The sequence below is a fragment of the Pseudomonas sp. FP2338 genome, assembly GCF_030687515.1.
Lineage (GTDB): Bacteria > Pseudomonadota > Gammaproteobacteria > Pseudomonadales > Pseudomonadaceae > Aquipseudomonas > Aquipseudomonas salomonii.
On sequence record NZ_CP117436.1, the window covers coordinates 1,382,448 to 1,401,921 of the forward strand.

A 19,474-nucleotide genomic window follows, 5' to 3' on the forward strand; every position below is an offset into this window, starting at 1 on the left:
ATGGCTATGTATAAGGACGTGATGGGCACCCTGGTGCGGGTGCTGGCTGCGGACAATATCGACAACAGCACCAAGCAATCCTGGCAGAAGCTGATCGACGCGGATCTTCGGAGGGGTGGCACCGGCAGCACGCTGTCGGTGCGCGACAAATTCGATTACGACTGCTGCCTTTACGCGCTGCTACACCGGCAGCTTGAGCCCGCTCATTGGGATGTGCTGGTGGCCAAGTACTCGACGCACAAGGCCAACAAGGTCGGCGCCATCGGTAGGCTGGTTGCCCGTATGGTTTCGCCGGCGCCTCAACTGTTCATCTATAAGGCGCTGACCGCCTGGGCCATACCGAAGCTGAAGGGCGTTCAGGTTGGCAAGCGCTCCACCGACATGATCGTGCTGCCCGCCGAGTTCTACGACATGAACACCTGGGACCTGGCGGGTTCCCCAGAGCGCACGCGCCGCAACTGGCGAGGCGGAATCCACAAGCGTTTGGAGCAGCTCGAAGAGCAGGCCGTGATCCACGCGACCGAGATATTCGACCGTGAGCAAATCTTTGTAGATGCCGCTTGACCCACTGGCCGACTGGCCGTAAATTAAACCCATCATGTCGATCTTGCGCGTTATGAGAGACGACCCAAAATTCTGAGCCCCGCCACTGTGCGGGGCTTTTTCGTTTCTGGAGTATCGGATGGATCCTACTGACCTAGGCCCGGGCACAGCTACCTGGCTGGGCGGTAGCGCCACCGTCGTGCTTGGTGGTCTGCTCTGGCTTCGCAAGTTCCTCTCGAAGGACGCAACAGATCGCGCCATGGACAGTGCCGATATCGGCACACTGCGCCGACTCAACGAGCTACTGAACCAAGAGCGCGCCGCCCGCAAAGAAGCCGAGGCCCGCGCCGATCAGTTCGCGAAAGAGCGTAACGACCTCGCTGCAGCAGTGGGTCGCATGGAAGGGAAGATCGAAGCACTCACCAGCCAGGTAGGCCAGCTCACTGAGCGTGTCACCCTGCAGAGCGAAGAGATCACCCGCCTGCGAACCAAGCTTGGAGGTATCGCCTGATGGACAGATGCGCACTTGAATTCATTGCCCGGCGGTGGTGGAGACGCACCGAGGTCTGGGCCATTGCCGTGCTGCTGGTTGGTGGTGGTGCGGTCCTTGGCTATCAGGCTGCGTACTGGTCTCTCGCCGAGAAGCAGAGCAACCAGATCACGGACATTCGCAAGGCCTACGACACAGCCATGGAGGAGCGGGACAAGCGCCTTGAAGAGCTGACCCGCAAGACTGGCACCGCCGCTGACAAGGCATCCAGGGCAGCAACTACAGCGGCCCAGGCTGCGGACAAGGCGGATGAAGCGCTAAACCGTGCCGGGCAGTGAGGGAGGCGGTGATGGCTAAGGTAAGCGTAACAATCAATGTTGTTCGGCGTTGGTGGGTGACTGATGTTCTCAGCCTTGCCATCTGCTACTGCTGGCTGACCGGTCGCGATGAGATGCCCGAGGCATTCATTGATTGGCTAGTGACTCACGGCTTCAAACTGGAGGTTGCTACGTAATGCCTTTGAGGCCAAAGAAACCCTGCAACGCCCATGGTTGCAATGTACTGACTCGCAACCCACGTTACTGCGATGCCCACACGGACATCGGCAAGAGCGCCGAAGCCAAGCGCCGCGAGCGGCAGCGCGATACCAGCGCTCAGCGCGGGTACAGCTACAAGTGGCAGCAGGCCCGCAAGGCTTACTTGGCCAAGCACCCGCTTTGTGCTGAGTGCGAGCGGCAGGGCTTGGTGGTCGCGGCCACTGATCTTGATCACATCGTTCCTCACAAAGGTGACAAGGCCGTGTTCTGGGACAGCTCGAACTGGCAAGCCCTTTGTCATCCCTGTCACAGCAGGAAGACGGCGTCCGAGGACGGCGGCTGGGGCAACCCATCGAGAAATCGTGCAAATTGATCGGGAATCTCGCGCAAATGATCGTGATTCTCATTTGGGTAGGGGGAGGGGCAAAAGTCTGGGGTTTTTGGTAGCTAGACCGTCCCCTTGGCCTTTTTCTTACACCCGCGAAATTAAAAACTCAGGAGTTGCGCGATGGGGGGCAAGGCCACGGTCGCCGGCCGTGGTCGCAAACCCAAGCCAACGGCCAAAAAAGCACTCGCCGGAAACCCTGGCAAGCGTGCGCTGAATACAGCCGAGCCGCAGTTTTCCAAGATCACCCAGATCGACCCGCCGGAGTGGTTCAGCCCGCGCGCCGCCACCATGTGGAACATGATTGTCCCGGAGCTGCTGCGGGAGAACGTGGTGGCGATCACGGACCTGCACAACGTTGAGGCCTTCTGTAGCGCCTACGACAACTGGCGCCTTGCGCAGGAATCGATCCAGCTGCATGGCATCGTAGTCACCGGGGCCACTGGTGGGCCGATGAAGAACCCCGCACTTACCGCCGCGAACGAAACGATGCGCCAGATGGTGACTTTCGGTTCGATGCTGGGCCTGGACCCGGCCAGTCGCACGCGACTGATCGGCGGCAATAAGGAGAAAGAAACCAACGAATTTGCCAGCCTGCTGAGAACCTGATGACCAAATCTGCCCACCCCAATGTCGACAAGGCAATGGCGTGGGGTCGGTCATTGCTTCGCGGGAAGGTTCCGGCGTGCCGCTACATACACCAGGCGGTACAGCGCCACTTCGACGATCTCGCGGCGAGCCGCAAGCGCGGCTTCCGTTTCAAGTTCGACCCTGCGAAGGCGGAGAAAAAGCTCAAGCTGATGCAGCTGCTACCGCACACCAAGGGCGAGTGGGCATTCAAGCGCCAGCTGATCACGCTCGAGGCTTGGCAACTTTTTGGCCTGGCCGTGACATTCGGCTGGGTCAAGAAGAAGGGTGGGCACCGCCGATTCCGTGAAAGCTACTGGGAAGTCCCTAGGAAGAACGGCAAGTCAGTTGTTGCCGGCGGGGTGGGCATCAGCATGTTCGTCGCCGATGGCGAGTTCGGTGCCGAGGTGTACGCCGGCGCAACGACTGAGAAACAGGCCTGGGAGGTTTTCCGGCCGGCCAAGCTCATGGTCAGCAAGTCGCCGATGCTGATCCAGGCCGCCGGCATCGAGGTGAACGCCTCCAATATGAACATTCCGTCCGACTTCAGCCGCTTCGAACCCCTGATCGGCAATCCCGGCGACGGTGCGTCACCAAGCTGCGCCATCGTCGACGAATACCACGAGCACCCAACGTCAGCCCAGTACGACACCATGCTCACCGGCATGGGCGCGCGGCGTCAGCCGTTGATGTTCATCATCACCACCGCCGGCGCAGACATTGAAGGCCCGTGCTACGACAAGCGCCGCCAGGTCGTCGAGATGCTGGCTGGTACGGTGCCGGACGAGGAATTGTTCGGCTGGATCTGGACGCTGGACGAAGGGGACGACTGGACCGACCCTAAGATGCTGGCCAAGGCCAACCCGAACCACGGTGTTTCAGTGTTTCAGGAGTACCTGGAGAGCCAGCAGGCGCGGGCCATCCGATCTGCGCGCTTCGCCAACACCTTCAAAACGAAGCACCTAAACCTCTGGGTGAGTGCGAAATCCGGGTTCTTCAACATGGAGGACTGGAAATCCTGTGAAGACACCACGCTGACCCTGGAACAGTTCGAGGGGCAAGAGTGGATCGCGGGTTTCGACTTGGCGCGGAAGCTGGATATGAACTCACGTGCGCGGCTGTTCTGGCGGGTCATAGATGGCAAGACCCACTACTACAGCGTGGCGCCGAAGTTCTGGGTGCCCTACGACACCGCCTACGATAGCGACAACAAACGCATGTCCGAACGGTTCCAGGCTTGGGTCAATTCCAAACACCTGGAGATAACGGATGGTGCCGAGGTCGATTACCGCGAAATTTTGGAAGACACCAAAGAAGCCAATCATCAGGCTCCTGTCCGCGAGTGCCCGATCGACCCGCACGGCGCAACAGGCCTAAGTCACGATCTCGATGACGAAGGCTTCACGCCGATCACGACCACGCAGAACTACACGAATATGTCTGATCCCATGAAGGAACTTGAGGCGGCTATCACGGCTGGCCGCTTCCATCACGATGGGCATCCGATCATGACCTGGTGTATCGCCAACGTGATCGGGAAAAACATGCCGGGAAACGACGATATCGTGCGGCCTATCAAGCAAGGCGACGACAACAAGATTGACGGTGCTGTAGCGCTGATCATGGCTATTGGCAGGGCGTTAATTTTGGTCAACGACAACAGCGGCAACATCAGCGACTTCTTTTCGAAACCAATCATTGTTGGATAACTCACCCATGGATACAGGCCTGATCCTCTTCATCGTGGCGGCCCTGGCCGCGCTGTGCCTGTTTGTTGCCGGCGTATTTGTCTTGGTCGGTCTCGGCTGGGCACTCATCGCAAGCGCTGCTTCTTTCTTGGCTGCGGCTGGATTCATCCGTAAGGGGCTGACTGGTGAATAAACCTATCAAATCAGTTCTGCGCCAGGCTCTATTCAAATCTGCCGAGCCTGGATTTGTGAAGTCCTCGCTTGCTGGTTGGGTAGGTCGGCGCATTGGCCTGGGTGACGCTTCATTCTGGAATGGTTACTACGGCACTGATTCCGCTTCGGGAAAAACGGTGAGCCAGCAGACAGCGCTTCAGCTGTCGACGGTGTGGGCTTGCGTACGCCTCATCGCCGAAACCCTGGCCACCCTCCCGATCGCGCTTTACGAAGACAAGAACGGTGTGCCAGAGGTGGCCACTTCGCATCCCGTACACAGGGTGATCAGCCAGCAGCCGAACGCGGACCAAACCCCTGTTGAGTTCTGGGAATGTGTGGTGGCCAGCTTGCTGCTCAGCGGCAACAGTTTTAATGAGCCTCATTTGGTGGGTCGCGATCTATCTTCGTTGGAGTTTATCCTTCCACAGTCGGTTTCTCCGCCTCGGCGAACGAGCAGCGGCGCCATCGAATACCGGTTCATCGACAGCGAGGGCAAGCCTCATACGCTGCTTGATGAGCAAATGATGCACACGCGCGGGTTCGGGACCGATCCGATGTGTGGCTTGAGCCCGCTTGCCATGGGCCGCAATGTATTCGGCGCGGCTATGGCTGCGGATGAGTCGGCCAGCAAGATGTTTGCCAACGGGATGAAGCTCGGCGGGGTTCTGTCCACGGACCAGATTCTCAACAAGGCCCAGCGGGAGGACATCCGAGAGGACATGGCTGCCAAGTTCGCCGGCGCGGTGAACACTGGCAAGACGATGGTGCTGGAAGCTGGCATGAAATATCAGCAGGTGTCCATGACGCCCGAAGATGCCCAAATGCTCCAAACCCGAGCCTTCAACGTCGAAGAGATCTGCCGGTGGTTTCGTGTTCCTCCTTGGATGGTCGGGCACACGTCGAATAGCACCAGCTGGGGCACCGGCATGGAACAGCAGATGCTCGGCTTTCTGAGCTTCACGCTGCTGCCCTGGATGAAACGCATCGAACAGAGCATCAATCGTCGACTTCTACGCCCCGATGAGCGCCGCCGATTTTACGCAAAGTTCAATCCAGAGGGCTTGCTTCGTGCCGATAGCGCGGCTCGCGCCGCGTTCTATAGCTCCATGACACAAAACGGTATCTATACCCGCGACGACTGCCGGATCAAGGAGAACCTTGCACCCATGGGCGGTAACGCGGCGAAGCTCACCGTCCAATCCAATATGCTGCCGATCGACAAGCTTGGCGAGGACTCTGGTGATGCCCAGCAAGCTCGTTCCGCGCTGTTGGACTGGCTCAACGAAACCCCCAAGGGGAACCAGGAATGAAACGGAAAGACCAGGCCCTGGCGGTGAAGTACCGCTCATTTGATTACGACGTGAAGGCTGTCAGCGATGACGGCCTTTTTTCTGGATACGGATCGGTGTTCGGTGTCGTTGACAGTTACAACGAGGTGGTCGCGCCCGGGGCGTTTCTTGAGTCGATCGCTGATCTAAAGGCGAAAAGTCGAGCATTGCCAGTGCTCTGGCAGCACCGCACAGGCGAGCCAATCGGTTCCTGGTCCATGGATACCCTGAAAGAGGACACCAAGGGCTTGTTCGGTGATGGCGAGCTCTGGCTTGCAGATGCGCCGTATGCCCGCATTGCAATGCGCGGCATGAAGTCCCGATCCATTACAGGCCTTTCCATCGGCTACTACGTGCGGGAATCGAGCTTTGACGAGAAGACCCGGATCCGCACGCTGACCAAGCTGGACCTGGTGGAAATTTCCATTGTGACGGTGCCAGCCAACGACGAGGCGCGCACCGACACCATCAAGTCGAAGCTGGCCCACGGCGGCCTGCCTTCACTTCCCGAATTTGAGCTGCTCCTGCGCGAGGCAGGCTTCTCGAAAACTCAGTCCGCGGTGATTGCCAACCGTGGACTGCAGCATCTGCTCCGGAGCGAGTCCGCGGGCGACCTGGCAGCAATTGAAGTGGTCGAGGCGCTCAAGTCGCGCCCAGCACTGTCCCTCCCTTCGTTTTGAGGATTCACCATGCATAACGCCATGAGCAACCAGGCTCGCGCCGAAAACCGTCAGATGCAACGCAAGGAGCATGCCGACGACAAAGTCCAGCTGAAAGCAGTGAATGATCTCCTTGATCAACGCGACCAGGAAATCAAGGCTTTCGCCGAGAAAGCCAACAAGGAAATCAAAGAACACGGCACTATCCTGACCGAAACCAAGACCGTTCTCGACGGCCTGGTAAAGGATGGCCTGGGTTTGCAGGATCGACTGCAAGACATTGAGCAGAAGATGGCTCGCCGCTTCGCCGCGAACGACCCAACTGAACAAAAATCCGTTGGCGAGCAGCTGTCCGACTCGGATGACTACCAGGCGCTGACCACTAAAGGTCGCGGTATCGCTCGCCTGAATCTGAAGGCTGTCACCAATATCACCAGCGCCACCACCGGCACTGGCGGCGTAGGCGTGGGCATTCAGCCTACTCGCGTTGCTGGGATCATCACTGATCCAGAGCGTCAGTTCACCATCCGTGATCTGATCATGCCCGGCCGTACCGCATCCAACGCCGTCGAGTTCGTGCAAGAGACCGGTTTCCAGAACATGGCAGCGCCTCAGGCAGGCGAGGGCGCGCTGAAGGCTCAATCCGATCTGTCGTTCGGCATGGTCACCACCACGGTCAAAACCATCGCTCACTGGTTCAAAGCATCGAAACAGGTGCTGTCGGATATCCCGTTGCTGCAGAGCTACATCAACGGTCGTGCGATCTACGGCCTGAAGTACAAAGAAGAAGAGCAAATCCTCGCGGGTGACGGCACCGGCCAGAACCTGTTGGGCCTGATCCCGCAAGCCACCACTTTCAACGAAGCGCTGCGCAAGGCCGGCGACACCAAGATCGACACCCTGCGCCGCGCGATCCTGCAAGTGCGTGTGGCTGAATACCGCGCCTCGGCCATCGCGCTGAACCCGGTCGACTGGGCTGATATCGAGCTGACCAAGGACAGCACTGGATCCTACATCTGGGTCAACGTCCAAGAAGGCGGTGTCCAGCGTCTCTGGAAGTTGCCAGTGGTGGACAGCAACGCAGTTCCTGAAGGCGAGTTCCTGGTTGGTGCAATGAACATCGCCGCCCAGGTGTTCGATCGCGAAGACGCGGCTGTCGAGGTTTCGACCGAAGACGGCGACAACTTCCGCACCAACATGGTCACCATCCGTGCCGAAGAGCGCCTGGCGCTGGCGGTGTACCGTCCGGAATCCTTCGTGCACGGCGAGTTCGAAGACCCAACGCCTTAATTCCTCAATCACCCAAGGAGCGCGCCCGGTTGACCGGGCGTGTGTGCTAATGCCAGATATCGAAGTGAAAACCAAAAAAGGCTTTCTTAACGGTCATGAGTACGTGAAGAAAGGCCGTGATATTACCGTTGATGAGTTCCGCGCAAAAGATCTTCACCGGAACGGCTTGATTGAGGATTACGACGTGAAGCAGGCGCCAGAACCCGAAAATAAACAGGCCAAGGAAACGGATAACAAAGCCGCTCCAGCGGCCAGCCAAAAGCCGAAACCCGAGCTGAAAAACAGGGCTAAATAATCATGAGCGTGATCGACATCGAACTCGCCATGAAGCATTTGCGCGCGGAAAGCGAAGACCAGGACTTGGTGCAATCCCAGCTGGATGGTGCTGAAACGGCTGCAATGGCGTACATGAATCGTTCGTTCTTTGCCGATCAGGCCACCCTGGACGCTGCGCGGTTGGCCGCTCCTACGAAAAGGGCAATCGCGGTGGTCGATTATGACGTCTCGATGCTGGCAGCTCAGGCTATTGAGGACGCCGCTCAGCGATTGGAAGCGGAGGCCGATGTGCGGTTTATATTCGCTGAAGCGCTGGAGTTGATAGCCAGAACGGCTCGGGGGTTGGTGGTGAACAAGGCTATTGAAGCTGCATGTCTGCTGAAGCTTGGTCACCTCTATGCCAACCGTGAAGAGGTTGTGACCGGAACAATCGCGACCGAACTGCCGCTGACCAGCAAGTCGTTGCTGGCGCCGTACCGTATCGGCATGGGGGTCTGATGAGAGCCGGCCCATTGCGTCATCTATGCACCATGTTCAAACCAGTTCTGACGAAAAACAAAACTGGCGGATTCGACACCTCGTGGGTGGAGCTCGTAAAACTTTGGTCTGAGATCACCATGCCAACGGGGCGGACTGCGCCAGTCGCTGAGCAGTTGAAGGCGGTGGTTACCGCAGAGATACGCATCAGACCTCGCGCGGACGCTGTCGCAGGCAATCGCCTGGTGCACACGGCGAACGGAATCACCACCACCTACCTGATCGAAGCCGCACTCCCGAACAACGAGCGCGACATGCTTAGATTGCTCTGTTCAAACGTACCCAATCCGTAGAGGTGAAATATGAAAGTAGTTGCCTTGGGCACTCTTTCCGGCGCTACCGGCGACCGGGAGAAGGGTGAAGAATTCACGGTGGATGCCAAGCTTGGTGCTGACCTGGTCGGGCGTGGCCTGGTCGATCCCGCGCCCGACGCGCCGCCCGCCGCTGAAAAGCCCGGAAAGGCCAAGGAGTAATCCATGGCCGCCCGTCGATCGCGCATGTCCGGCGACTTCAAGCTGCGTCGAACTCTGCGCACGATCCATCAATCCATGGATAACGAGCTGGCACCGGTGATGCGCGACAGTGCCGAGCGCATTCTTTCGACGATGAAGAACCTAATTCCGAAAGACACTGGTGCGGCTGCTGCCGCGCTGACGGTGTTTGTTTCGCAAAGCGGCCTGGACGCTCAGATAGGTATTCGTGGCAAAAAGAACAAGCAACGGTTCTTCTACATGCGGTTTGTGGAGTACGGGACCAAGGGCTACACCGGCAACAAGCGTGCCGGTGGCAGGACACGCCGCCCGACGAATAAGGCCGACGGCTCAAACTTCTTCGGCAAGTACCCGGACATCCCAGCGCGCCCGGCTCACCCATGGCTTCGCCCAGCGAAGGACGTGAACCGAGAGTATGTGGTGGCCAACATCAAGGCCGCCATCGGTCGAACGCTGAGCAAGGCGAGCAAGGGGCTTACCAATGGCTGATCCGTCTGTTGCGCTGCAGGAGGCGCTGTTCGCCAGGCTTGCGGCTGAGGTCTCATGCCCGGTCTACGATGGCGCGCCCATGGATTCGCCGATGCCCTACGTTTCAATTGACCGCGAGATATCCACCAACATCTCACCTATCGCCGGCAGGAAGCGCGAACAGCGCCTGATTTACTTGTCGGTCTGGTCGGACGCCCACGGCCAGGCCGAGGTAAAGCGCATCCTCGGTGAGGTTGTGGCTGCTCTGGATGAGCGCCGCTTACCGCTGGACGTTGGCCGGGCAGTGTCAGTCCGGGTCGAGCAAGCCGACGCCCAGCGCGATGCTGATGGCGTCACCTACCAAGGATCGATCACGGTCCGCGTTATCACCACTCACTAAACCAAACACCCGGCCGCACCGCGGCTTTATCCAATGTGCCTTTGGAGGACCCCCCATGGCCGACGACAACCTCAACACAGCCGCCGGCTGCCGGATCAGCATCGGCAGCAAGAACGGCGCAGACACCGAAGCGCTCTACAAGGCAGACACCTACGTCGAAATTGGCGAAGTGGAAGACCTGGGCGAGTTTGGCGACACGTTCAGCTCCGTGACCTTCACGTCGCTGCGCGATGGCCGAGTTCGTAAGTACAAGGGCACCGCTGATGCTGGTGACCTGACACTGGCCGTGGGCCTGGACAACGGCGACCTGGGCCAGGCCAAGCTGAAGATCGCTCACAAGGATCGCAGCAAGGGCGACTACAACATCAAGATCACGCTGAACGATGGCGATCCTGATGCCACTCCAGCCCTGTTGCCGACCACGTTCTACCTGCGCGGTAAGGTGATGAACAACACCGTCGCCCCCGGCGCCGCTGACAACGTGGTTCGCCGCAACGTCACGATCGGCATCAACTCCGACATCCTGGAAATTCTCCCGGCTGCCGCCGCATAACCTGCGGGGCTTCGGCCCCGAACCCCAAGGATTCGACACATGAGCAAGACCCTTTACGGCACCGTCGAGATCAAGCTTGGCGACGAGACCTACACCCTCACTCCGACCCTCGGCGCCGTGCGCGCCATTGAGGCCCACTTCGGCGGCTTGCGCGGTGCGTCCCAGGCGATCAACGCCCTGAGCATCGACGGTTGCGCGGTGATCATTGCCGGCGGCGCGGGTTTGAAAGGTAAGGCCGCCGAGGCGGTGGCGGAGCAGGTTTGGCAAACCGGCGTGCTCGACGTCTCCGTGCAGCTCAATGCCTACCTGGTCGCGCTGTACAACCCGAAAGGGCCTGACGCGGGAAAGGAAAAGCCGGCGGCGTAAGTGCCGTAGAAGACGGCAGCTATGTTGACCGGCTCTACGCGGTAGCCACGGGCTGGCTAGGCTGGACACCGGTCATGGCCTGGACTACGCCGATGCCCGAACTGTTCCTGGCCATGGACGCCAAGATCGAATGGGCGCAGATGACGAACCCCTTCGGTGGCGGAAAGGCGAAAGCCAAGGCTGAAAAACCATCCCCATCGACTGTGGCCGATAAGCTGCGGCAGGCGCTTACGGGCAAGCAGGCTTCGTAGATGAACTTTGCTATCCTCTATGCTTAAACGTTCTGGAGAGGCGCAATGGGCAAGGGAGCAAAAATATCGGTCGCCGGCTCAGCTGTAGCGGTCGCCGCCATAATCGGAGCGATTATGTTCGTGTCGCCGACAAGAGCGTTATCTGCGGCGATCATGCGAGACTGCATCGGTGTGGTTAAACAAAAGACCAAGGGCGTTGAAATTATAAGCGCTACAGCCATTCAGCCTGAACCAAACAGGCGAAAGGTTGAAGATTTCAACAGGGCCACTCAGGCGGTGATATCGAGAGGCGATATAGTTCCTTCCGAACCGAGCGTTTTGATAGATTTTAGAACTGACCGAGGTGATGGAAAGGCCCTGTGTACATACTTCGTAGAGCTTGAAACCGGATCAGGAACATACTCGGGCGTTTCGGCACACGACGTTCAGATAGGTTTGAATTCATTGTCCGGTTTGGAGATGGCATTTATGAAAAGGTTTGACGTTGGACGCTTAGATAGAGCGCTATCCCTAATTCCTATATTTGGGGTTGTCCAGAAGTTCTATTTGGACTGATTTTATAATTTATATAGAGCCCACTACGGTGGGTTTTTTATTGCCCGGAGAAAAGCATGGCTGATACCGACGTACAGGGGATGCTCGTCCGCATCGAGGCGACCACCGCCCAGTTGCGTCAGGAGATGGCCCGCGCCGACTCAACTGTCGGGCAAGCGTCTGGAAAGATCGATAAAAGTCTAGGGCGTATCGACACTGCTTTTGATCGTGCGGGGGCGCGTGCGCTTAATGCCTCGGGGCTGATCAAAACTGCATTGGCTGGCGCTATCAGCGCAGCCGGTATCGGGAAGATCATTGAGGCGGCCGATTCATACGGGCAGATGTCCGACCGTATCGGCATGGCTACATCCAGCGTGGGTGAGTACGATCTGGTTCAGCAGCGTCTACTGGATACTGCCAAACGCACTTATCGACCGCTCGCTGAAGCACAGGAATTATACATTCGGACGTCGGGTAGTCTGAAGTCCATGGGCTACAACACCAGCCAGGCGCTGGATGTTATGGACAGTTTTAGTTTCCTTTTGGTGACCAACTCGGCATCCGCTGATAAAGCCAAGTCTGCAATCGATGGTTACTCGAAAGCTTTGCAGACAGGCAAGGTAGATGCTGATGGTTGGCAGGCGATGCTTGCTGCAATGCCAACCATCGTCGAAACCGTAGCCAAGGCCACAGGCAAAACCGCTGAAGAGATTCGGGCGCTTGGTGCCGACGGCAAGCTTGGTCTCGATGTTCTTACCAAAGGTTTGAAGGGCAGCGCCGAGGCTAATGGGAAGCTCGCCGACAGCATGACGGTCGCAGTCCGTGATGCGCTGCAGAATCTGACAAACGCCTTTGATGTATATGTCGGGCGCTTGGACGAGACCACCAATTTTACTGGCGTTCTCGGGAAGGCAATTGGTGCGGTCGGCGACAACTTCTCTGCCTTGGCGGATGTGGCGATTATCGCTGCCGTGGCTGCACTTTCCCGATACGGTGCAATGGCCGCCTCATCGGGGGCGACAGCTGTTTACTCGGCCCTCAAAGATGCGGCGGCGAGAAAAGCCCAAGCAGCAGGGGTCTTGCTGGTTGCGCAAGCTGAGCAACAAAAAGCTCAAACCTCTGTTTTCTTGGCTGAGAAAGAAGCAATTGCAGCTCGCGGCACCGCTGTCCAAACGCAAATGTCGCTCCAACTCGCAGAAGCGCGTCTTGTAGAAACGCGAGCTACCAATGCTGTGGCCGCCGCCCAGGTTGGGGTAAGTCGCGCTGGTGTAGGCCTGGTTGGGATGATGGGGGGGCCGCTGGGTATTGCAGCCTTGGCTATTGGTGCCGCTACCGCCTTTCTAACGCTGCGCGATAATACGAGCGTTCTTGAGGAGAAACTTGGCGACCTAGCTGATCCGATTGATAAGTTGATTGCGCGTTTCGGGGAGTTAAACAGAGCTACGCAGTCCGTGACTCTTCGCGAACTTAAGTCAAAGGTTGAGGAGTTGCAGTCTGATCTCGGTCAAATGTCCGGCGCGATTGCTGACAAGTTTGAAAATGACATGCGTGGCATGGGCGCTGCCGGCGCTGATGGGCTCATGGCAGGGCTCACACCCCTTCCGGCTGAGGCTCAGGCGGCCTTGGATTTGGTTCGGAAGGCATCGAAAGATCAAGCTGCAGGCATTACCGTTGACTGGAAAGAAGTTGCTGATCAGGTGCGTCTTGTTCCAGGCGTAACCGAATCAATGGCTCAGGCTATGGAAGAGAGCCAGGGGCCCGTCACTAAGTTATCCGGCGAGCTTGGCAAGCAGAAAGAGGTGATTGCAGCCCTTACAGGCGAGACTGATGCCAATACCAAGGCGCAGCGTGAGAACGCGTCTGCGAAGGCTAGCGCTGCTCAAGATGGGAAGAAGTATCTTGATCAGCTGCTTAAGGAACTTGCTTCTGCTCAAGACAAGACAAGCCTCGCGGCTGCGAATCGATATATCGCAGAGCATAAGTTACTCACCGAGGCCGATATTGTTGCAATACGTTCAGCTGCTGCGGCGAAGGATGCGCAAAAAGAGGCTGATGACGCTGCTACCAAGGCCACCCGGAAGAACACCAGTGCTACCGAGTCTGCCGCCAAGCAACAACTGAAGTCCTTCGACACAGCCGAGGAGGGCTACAAGCGCCAGATCGAGCTGATCAACACCACCGGTGACAAACAGAAAGACGCCACCGAGGTGATGAAGCTTTCTTTCGAGCTGCAGGAGGGCAAGCTCGGCAAGCTGAGCGAGGCGCAAAAGAAGAAGCTCATGGGCATGGCTGCCGAGCTTGACGCGCTGAACAAGCTGAAGAAGGCCAACGAGGAAGACCTGAAGCTGACGGCGTTCAGAAATGCTCAGGGCGTCGGCACTCAAACCATGAAGGATGGGTTTGATCAAGAGCTGAAAGGCGTAGGGATGGGCGATAAAGCCCGCGACCGCGTGCGCGCGGATTTGGCTCTCCAGCAGAAGTACGCCGCTGATGTGGCCAGCCTCAATGAGCAGTTTCAGGCCAAGAGCATTAGCAAAGAGTTGTACGACAGCGAAACCGCTGTTCTTGAAGAGGCGCTTGCCGAGCGGATTATTGCGCAAGAGCTCTACTACCAGGCGGTGGACGAGCAGCAAACTAACTGGATGAATGGCGTAAACGAAGCGTGGGCTAACTATGCCGACGCTGCACGTAACTATTCAGCTCAGGCGGCAGAGGTCACCAACGGCGCTTTGGATAGCGCCACGGGCGGCCTGGCGACATTCTTTTCGGATGTGGCTACTGGCGCAGAAGAGGCTGATGATGCTTTGGCGAATATGGTCACAAATTTCGCCAAGTCGATCATCAACTCCCTTGCTCAGATGGCTGCTCAGTGGTTGGTTTACCAGGCTGTTCAACTACTTGTCGGGAAAACAACACAAGCCAGCGCAGCAGGTGCTATGGGGGCAAACGCTCAGGCAATGTCATTGCAAGCCGGCCTCAATGCTTACGCGTCTACCGCAGCTATTCCTATCTTTGGACCTGCTCTCGCGCCTGCTGCTATGGCGACAGCGCTTACTGTAACTGGCCCACTTGCTGCAGCGGTTAGCATGACTGCGATGGCTGGAGCAGTTGGAGGCTTTCAGCAGGGTGGTTACACCGGCAATGGCGGTGTTGGGCAAGTTGCTGGGGTTGTCCATGGCAGAGAGTATGTATTCGACGCTGAAGCAACAGCTCGTATCGGCGTCGGTACTTTGGAGGCTATGAGCGATGGTCGGACAGCTTTTGTCAATCCGGCTTCAGCCGGTTCGGCTGGTGCTTATGGATCCGAGACTTCTTCTTCCCCTGCGCCTTTGGCTCCCATCGTCAATCTGATCGAGGACTCAAGCAAAGCCGGTCAAAGTCAATCGAAGCAAGTTGATGGTCGCTGGGTGATTGATCAATTCGTTGCCAACATTCGCGATAACGGAAAGGCGGCGAAAGAAATTCAACAAATGCTGGGTATTGGGAGGGCTGCCCGTTGAAAAAGTATCCAGAAGAACTTCCTCTGCCAGTTGCCGATGGATATGGTTTTAAGCCGGTTAGTCCTTTTATGCGGACAAAAATGAACACCGGTCGATCCCGTCAGCGGCGCGCCTATTCGTCAGTCCCAACAGAGCTGACGGCTGATTTTCTTTTCGAAGATGATATGCAAACTCAACTTTTTGAGTCGTGGTTTGAGGAAGTCCTCACATCCGGTGTCGATTGGTTTGAGTGCGAGCTGAAAACCCCGCAAGGGATTAGACCCTACAAAGTTCGTTTCACCGATATCTATGAAGGTCCCACGCTTGATGGGGGGCATTGGCGGTTTCGAGCGCCAATTGAGCTTTTGGAAAGACCGATTCTAACCGGCGGTTGGGCTCTGTACGCACCGGACTATATCGCCGCCATGAATCTCATCGACCTGGCAATTAACAGGGACTGGCCATCATGACGAGTTTCGTACTCAATCGGCTTTATTCAAGTGGTGGCCCGGAGATAATCCATGGAACCCTTGAGATCACAGATGGTGTGGCTTATCACTTTCTCACCAATGGATATGAGGACTTGGAGACCGGTCTTGAGACCGGCGCATTGGCGAGGTTCGTTGCCTGCGGTATCTCTACTGCGCTCCCGAAGCGTGGAAGCGACGGAAAACAGGACCTAAAATTTGCCCTATGCAATATCGACGGCAGCGTCTCGGGATTCCTTCGGCCAGCGCTGGCTGACCGGCGTGAAATCAACTTGGTGTACCGGGAGTACATCAGTACTGACCTGACCTATCCATCGAAGATCCTTCGATTCAAAGTTAAAAATGGGTCTGTCACGGCCACTGAAGCTCAGATCGTTGCTGGATATTTCAACCTGCTCGAAACTCTCTGGCTTCGTTTCAACTACACCGGCGACTTCGCCCCTGGCATGCGGTACCAATAATGATCGATCACGACAAATACCTCGCGGGCCGATACCTCGAGGGCGGGAGAGTGTGGCCGTTTGTTGATTGTTACGGCCTTGTGCTGGAGGTACGCCGCGACCTCGGCATGCCGGATTGGCCGGAGTGGGCTGACATCCGCGCCGGCGACGGTTCGATGGTGGAGGTGGCGGGCAAGTGGTTCCCCACGCTCACACCGTGCGAGCCGGAAGAGGGCGCGCTGATTGCGCTTTACCAGGGCAGCGAGATGCGTCACGTCGGTGTCGTGGTTCGGTGTGGCGCATCACTTGAGGCAATGGAGATCACTGAAAAGCAACGGACAATCTGCCTGCCTCTACACAGGCTTAAGCGCCGCTTCGTGCGGGTGGAGTATTACAAGTGATTGAAATTTACTCGTCCCGTATTGGCGTCAAGGAAGGCGACTGTGTTCCGCTGGAGTCGCACCAGGTCAACGAGCCTATTTCATTGGAGGGCTGGCTTTCAGCGCACGCCAAGGGGTTTGACATCAGCTTGGTTCACCCGATCTGTATTGAGGTGGAAGGGGCTGCAGTACCTGTGGATCGGTGGCCAGAGACCATGGTTGACCAGACCACTGACGTGAAGATCTTCCCTGAGGCACGGGCCAGCGCGGCGGTGGTAGCAGCCTGGGCCGCAGTTGCGCTGGCGGCGATATCGATCGTCATGGTGTTGACCATGCCCAAGGCGAAGACTTCGAAACAGCAGCAGGGCGATGACCTTGATGCGGCTACCGCCACGGGCAATCGTGCGAAGCTGAACTCGCCAATTCGTGAAGTCCTCGGCATGGCCAAGGTCTATCCAGATCTGCTGGTTCCGCCGGTATCGAGGTTCGTAAACAAGAGGATGATGGTGACGACCCTTGCTATGTCAGTTGGCAGGGGCCGGTATTCGATCCCGCCAAGCACGATAAAAATTGGCGACACCCCCGTTGCGGCTTTTGGGTCCGATGTGAACTACGCAATTTATGAGCCTGGCGCCTCACTCCTTGGCGATTCGCGCGCAAGGAACTGGTACCGAGCCACAGAGGTTGGTGGTACGAACGCTGGCACCGCTGGGCTCGACCTCTCCAGTACCGCACCTTCGCAGTCGGCGGCCCTGGCAGACTCCATGTTGATCAGTGGCAATACGGTATCGCTGCTGGGGAACAGTCCCCGCTTCCCAGAAGCGTGGGCCGAGGGTACCGTCGTTCGGCTGGTGACGCCGGATACTTTCACTGTCACAACTGCTGGCTCATATAGCCGTATCGCCGGCGCGTTGACCGATCTTGCACCGTTTGTTGGCATGAAGGTAACGCTGGGTAGCGATTCAGAGATTGATTTGACGGTGGCGAGCGTGCTGCCCTACGTCGCGCCCGTGCCTGGCATTGGCGGCGCGCCTTCTACGGTGACTGCGAGTGCTTCTCCATCGACGTACGACTTCAGCGCCGGCGCCGTCGTTTGGTCTGTGACGTTTCAAGGAGTGACCAAGACGATCTCGCTTAACGCCAATTACGCGAACATGAGCGGGCTTGTATCAATAATCACGTCGCAGCTTTCGGGTAGCGGCTTGGTGGCTCAGGACAACTCTGGGAGAATTCGCCTCGTCGAGCCGTTGAGCCCTTACAAGGGCGGGACAATCTCGCAATCGAGCGCCCCTGTTCCGATTTTCGGTTCTGGGCCGACCTATACCGTCGGTACTGCATCTACTGGTGGCACCCCAGAGCAGCTTGCAAGCGTCACGCTCAGCTATGACAACGGAACTCCTTTTTCTGGCGTCGCTGCCGGTCAGCAACGGCTTTCCATTGCTTACCGTGGCTACAGATATCAAGTCGTCTCGGTCAGCGGGCTTACCGCTACAGTCAAACGAATCACTGACGCCGGCGGCGTGGACAATTCCTGGGGTGGATTCACCGCAAGAACCCTGCTCGACTTCTCTATGTCGGGAAGCGGCGGAGCAAGCAACTGGATCGGTTCTTTCATGGGGTGTCCTGAAAACGAACTTGCGACCCAGGCTGAATACGATGTCTTCTTAAGCCAGGGGCTTTGCTATTACAGCAAGTCCGGCAACATCAAGACGCTCACAAAATCGATTGAAGTGCGCTGGCGGGACGCGGCCTTAGGTGGCGCGTGGACAACCATCACCCACACCTACACCGACGCAACCCCTGACCAGATTGGTTTTACCCATGGGGTGGTTTTCCCTTACCCGCTGCGGCCTGAGTTTCAAATGAGGCGGGTTCAGCCGGTCGAAGGTGGCCAGGTGCGTGACGCAATTCAGTGGTATGGCCTTCGCACGCTGCTACCTGACCCAGGCTCTTATGAGGGCATCACTGTCATCACCATGGATATTCGTGGCGGTGACCGTCTCAGCGCCCAATCAGAGCGGGAGGTCAGCTGTGTGCCTACCAGGATATACGAGAGCGCACCGCCACGGTCAATCAAGGGAGCAGCTCTGCACGTGTGTGAAGGGCTTGGGATCGACGAGTCGCTAATCGACATGGATGCGCTAAGCGCTGTGGACCAGGACTACTGGACGCCTCGCAGCGAGCTATACGATATGTCGCACGAAAAGCCCACGGCGGTCCGCGAGGTCCTGCAGGGAATCTTCACGGCCGGGATGTCGCACCTTTCGAGCGGTAATGGCCTGCTCAGCGTCAAGCGCGAAGGCCTTCAGCCGGCGCGCGGGGTAATCACTCCGCACGAAATGACCAGCGAACTGACGTCCAGCTTCACGGCGCCAAGCCCTGACGACTTCGACGGGGTGGACGTTGAATACATTGACCAATACACCAACCGTAAGGAGACCGTGCAGTGCCGGCTACCTGGAAGCCTTGGGCTAAAGGTGGACAAAATCCAGCTGGATGGGGTGTCAGACAAAACCCGCGCTTGGCGCATCGGCATGAGGCAGCTACGCAAGTACCAGTTCTCACGCTGGGGCTACAGCGTTGACACCGAGATGGATGCCCTAGTGTTTGATGACATTGACCATATCACGCTGGCAGACGACATCCCGAACACAACCAGTAGCGCCCTGATCGTCGCAGTGGAAGCGTTTGAAGGCCAGTACCTGCTCACGCTTAGCGAAGAGATGGACTGGACGATGGTTGCGCCACGCGCGGTCATCCGGCGGCACGACGGCACAGTCACAAGCCTGTTTGAGCCGAAGGATGCTGGCTTTCACCAGGTGCTGGTGCCGCTCACTGCAATCGACTTCGATATCGTCACCGACCTGAGCATTGAGCCCGCAAGGTTCCTGTTCGGGCCAAGCGAGCAAGTCGGTTACCCGGCGATGATCACCGAGATAACCCCGAACCAGGATGGATCCTGCGCCGTCACCGCAACCGAGTATTCGCCGGTGTTTTACGCGGACGACGACAACTACCCGCCCTCAGCGGCATAGATACCAACCCATTCAAG

General features: G+C 57.7%; 26 protein-coding genes. All 26 read left to right on the forward strand.

What is annotated here, in order from left to right; translation table 11 throughout:
* On the forward strand, positions 1-564 hold the full coding sequence (locus PSH96_RS06095) for a hypothetical protein (protein ID WP_305458182.1): 564 nt from the start codon (positions 1-3) through the stop codon (positions 562-564).
* A 118-nt stretch (positions 565-682) separates the two neighbouring features.
* Positions 683-1,054 carry a chemotaxis protein gene (locus tag PSH96_RS06100; protein ID WP_160049393.1) on the forward strand — a complete coding sequence of 124 codons (372 nt, stop codon included), beginning with the start codon at positions 683-685 and terminating at the stop codon, positions 1,052-1,054.
* Complete coding sequence (locus PSH96_RS06105; protein WP_305458185.1) at positions 1,054-1,371, forward strand: hypothetical protein; 318 nt, start codon at positions 1,054-1,056, stop codon at positions 1,369-1,371. The genes PSH96_RS06100 and PSH96_RS06105 overlap by 1 nt, the downstream gene beginning before the upstream one ends.
* Before the next feature lie 11 nt (positions 1,372-1,382).
* Positions 1,383-1,547: a hypothetical protein gene (locus PSH96_RS06110; protein ID WP_305458187.1), complete on the forward strand. Its 165-nt coding sequence runs from the start codon at positions 1,383-1,385 to the stop codon at positions 1,545-1,547.
* Complete coding sequence (locus PSH96_RS06115) at positions 1,547-1,942, forward strand: HNH endonuclease (RefSeq protein ID WP_305458189.1); 396 nt, start codon at positions 1,547-1,549, stop codon at positions 1,940-1,942. Before PSH96_RS06110 ends, PSH96_RS06115 begins: the two co-directional genes overlap by 1 nt.
* A 135-nt stretch (positions 1,943-2,077) precedes the next feature.
* Positions 2,078-2,563 (forward strand): phage terminase small subunit P27 family, encoded by a 486-nt coding sequence (locus PSH96_RS06120; protein ID WP_305458191.1) that lies wholly within the window; start codon positions 2,078-2,080, stop codon positions 2,561-2,563.
* Positions 2,563-4,290, forward strand: a complete 1,728-nt coding sequence (locus PSH96_RS06125; RefSeq protein WP_305458193.1) for a terminase large subunit — start codon at positions 2,563-2,565, stop codon at positions 4,288-4,290. Before PSH96_RS06120 ends, PSH96_RS06125 begins: the two co-directional genes overlap by 1 nt.
* Positions 4,291-4,297: 7 nt before the next feature.
* Positions 4,298-4,462, forward strand: coding sequence for a hypothetical protein (locus tag PSH96_RS06130; RefSeq protein WP_305458195.1), 165 nt, complete (start codon positions 4,298-4,300; stop codon positions 4,460-4,462).
* The gene (locus PSH96_RS06135) at positions 4,455-5,792 is read left to right on the forward strand and encodes a phage portal protein (RefSeq protein ID WP_305458197.1); all 1,338 of its coding nucleotides are present in this window, start codon (positions 4,455-4,457) and stop codon (positions 5,790-5,792) included. Before PSH96_RS06130 ends, PSH96_RS06135 begins: the two co-directional genes overlap by 8 nt.
* A complete protein-coding gene (locus PSH96_RS06140; protein ID WP_305458199.1) occupies positions 5,789-6,490 on the forward strand; it encodes an HK97 family phage prohead protease in 702 nt (233 codons plus the stop codon). Before PSH96_RS06135 ends, PSH96_RS06140 begins: the two co-directional genes overlap by 4 nt.
* A 9-nt stretch (positions 6,491-6,499) precedes the next feature.
* Positions 6,500-7,759, forward strand: coding sequence for a phage major capsid protein (locus PSH96_RS06145; protein WP_305458200.1), 1,260 nt, complete (start codon positions 6,500-6,502; stop codon positions 7,757-7,759).
* A 49-nt stretch (positions 7,760-7,808) separates the two neighbouring features.
* A complete protein-coding gene (locus tag PSH96_RS06150; protein WP_305458202.1) occupies positions 7,809-8,054 on the forward strand; it encodes a hypothetical protein in 246 nt (81 codons plus the stop codon).
* A gap of 2 nt (positions 8,055-8,056) precedes the next feature.
* Positions 8,057-8,533 (forward strand): head-tail connector protein, encoded by a 477-nt coding sequence (locus tag PSH96_RS06155; protein ID WP_305458203.1) that lies wholly within the window; start codon positions 8,057-8,059, stop codon positions 8,531-8,533.
* Positions 8,533-8,865, forward strand: coding sequence for a head-tail adaptor protein (locus PSH96_RS06160; protein ID WP_305458205.1), 333 nt, complete (start codon positions 8,533-8,535; stop codon positions 8,863-8,865). Before PSH96_RS06155 ends, PSH96_RS06160 begins: the two co-directional genes overlap by 1 nt.
* Positions 8,866-8,874: 9 nt before the next feature.
* Positions 8,875-9,045, forward strand: a complete 171-nt coding sequence (locus tag PSH96_RS06165; RefSeq protein WP_305458207.1) for a hypothetical protein — start codon at positions 8,875-8,877, stop codon at positions 9,043-9,045.
* 3 nt (positions 9,046-9,048) lie between these two features.
* Positions 9,049-9,552 carry an HK97-gp10 family putative phage morphogenesis protein gene (locus PSH96_RS06170; protein ID WP_305458209.1) on the forward strand — a complete coding sequence of 168 codons (504 nt, stop codon included), beginning with the start codon at positions 9,049-9,051 and terminating at the stop codon, positions 9,550-9,552.
* Positions 9,545-9,931: a DUF3168 domain-containing protein gene (locus tag PSH96_RS06175; RefSeq protein ID WP_305458211.1), complete on the forward strand. Its 387-nt coding sequence runs from the start codon at positions 9,545-9,547 to the stop codon at positions 9,929-9,931. Before PSH96_RS06170 ends, PSH96_RS06175 begins: the two co-directional genes overlap by 8 nt.
* Positions 9,932-9,986: 55 nt before the next feature.
* Positions 9,987-10,484, forward strand: a complete 498-nt coding sequence (locus PSH96_RS06180; RefSeq protein WP_305458213.1) for a hypothetical protein — start codon at positions 9,987-9,989, stop codon at positions 10,482-10,484.
* Between the two features lie 39 nt (positions 10,485-10,523).
* Positions 10,524-10,850, forward strand: coding sequence for a hypothetical protein (locus PSH96_RS06185; RefSeq protein WP_305458215.1), 327 nt, complete (start codon positions 10,524-10,526; stop codon positions 10,848-10,850).
* 92 nt (positions 10,851-10,942) lie between these two features.
* Entirely contained in the window at positions 10,943-11,101 is a 159-nt protein-coding gene (locus tag PSH96_RS06190; protein WP_305458217.1) for a hypothetical protein, read from the forward strand.
* Positions 11,102-11,146: 45 nt separating this feature from the next.
* Positions 11,147-11,656: a hypothetical protein gene (locus PSH96_RS06195; RefSeq protein ID WP_305458219.1), complete on the forward strand. Its 510-nt coding sequence runs from the start codon at positions 11,147-11,149 to the stop codon at positions 11,654-11,656.
* A gap of 56 nt (positions 11,657-11,712) precedes the next feature.
* The gene (locus tag PSH96_RS06200) at positions 11,713-15,135 is read left to right on the forward strand and encodes a phage tail tape measure protein (RefSeq protein WP_305458221.1); all 3,423 of its coding nucleotides are present in this window, start codon (positions 11,713-11,715) and stop codon (positions 15,133-15,135) included.
* Entirely contained in the window at positions 15,132-15,584 is a 453-nt protein-coding gene (locus tag PSH96_RS06205) for a hypothetical protein (protein ID WP_177024730.1), read from the forward strand. The genes PSH96_RS06200 and PSH96_RS06205 overlap by 4 nt, the downstream gene beginning before the upstream one ends.
* On the forward strand, positions 15,581-16,063 hold the full coding sequence (locus PSH96_RS06210) for a DUF1833 family protein (protein ID WP_305458224.1): 483 nt from the start codon (positions 15,581-15,583) through the stop codon (positions 16,061-16,063). The genes PSH96_RS06205 and PSH96_RS06210 overlap by 4 nt, the downstream gene beginning before the upstream one ends.
* Positions 16,063-16,443: a nitrite transporter gene (locus tag PSH96_RS06215; protein ID WP_305458226.1), complete on the forward strand. Its 381-nt coding sequence runs from the start codon at positions 16,063-16,065 to the stop codon at positions 16,441-16,443. Before PSH96_RS06210 ends, PSH96_RS06215 begins: the two co-directional genes overlap by 1 nt.
* Entirely contained in the window at positions 16,440-19,457 is a 3,018-nt protein-coding gene (locus PSH96_RS06220) for a host specificity factor TipJ family phage tail protein (protein WP_305458228.1), read from the forward strand. The genes PSH96_RS06215 and PSH96_RS06220 overlap by 4 nt, the downstream gene beginning before the upstream one ends.
* The last annotated feature ends 17 nt before the right edge of the window (positions 19,458-19,474 follow it).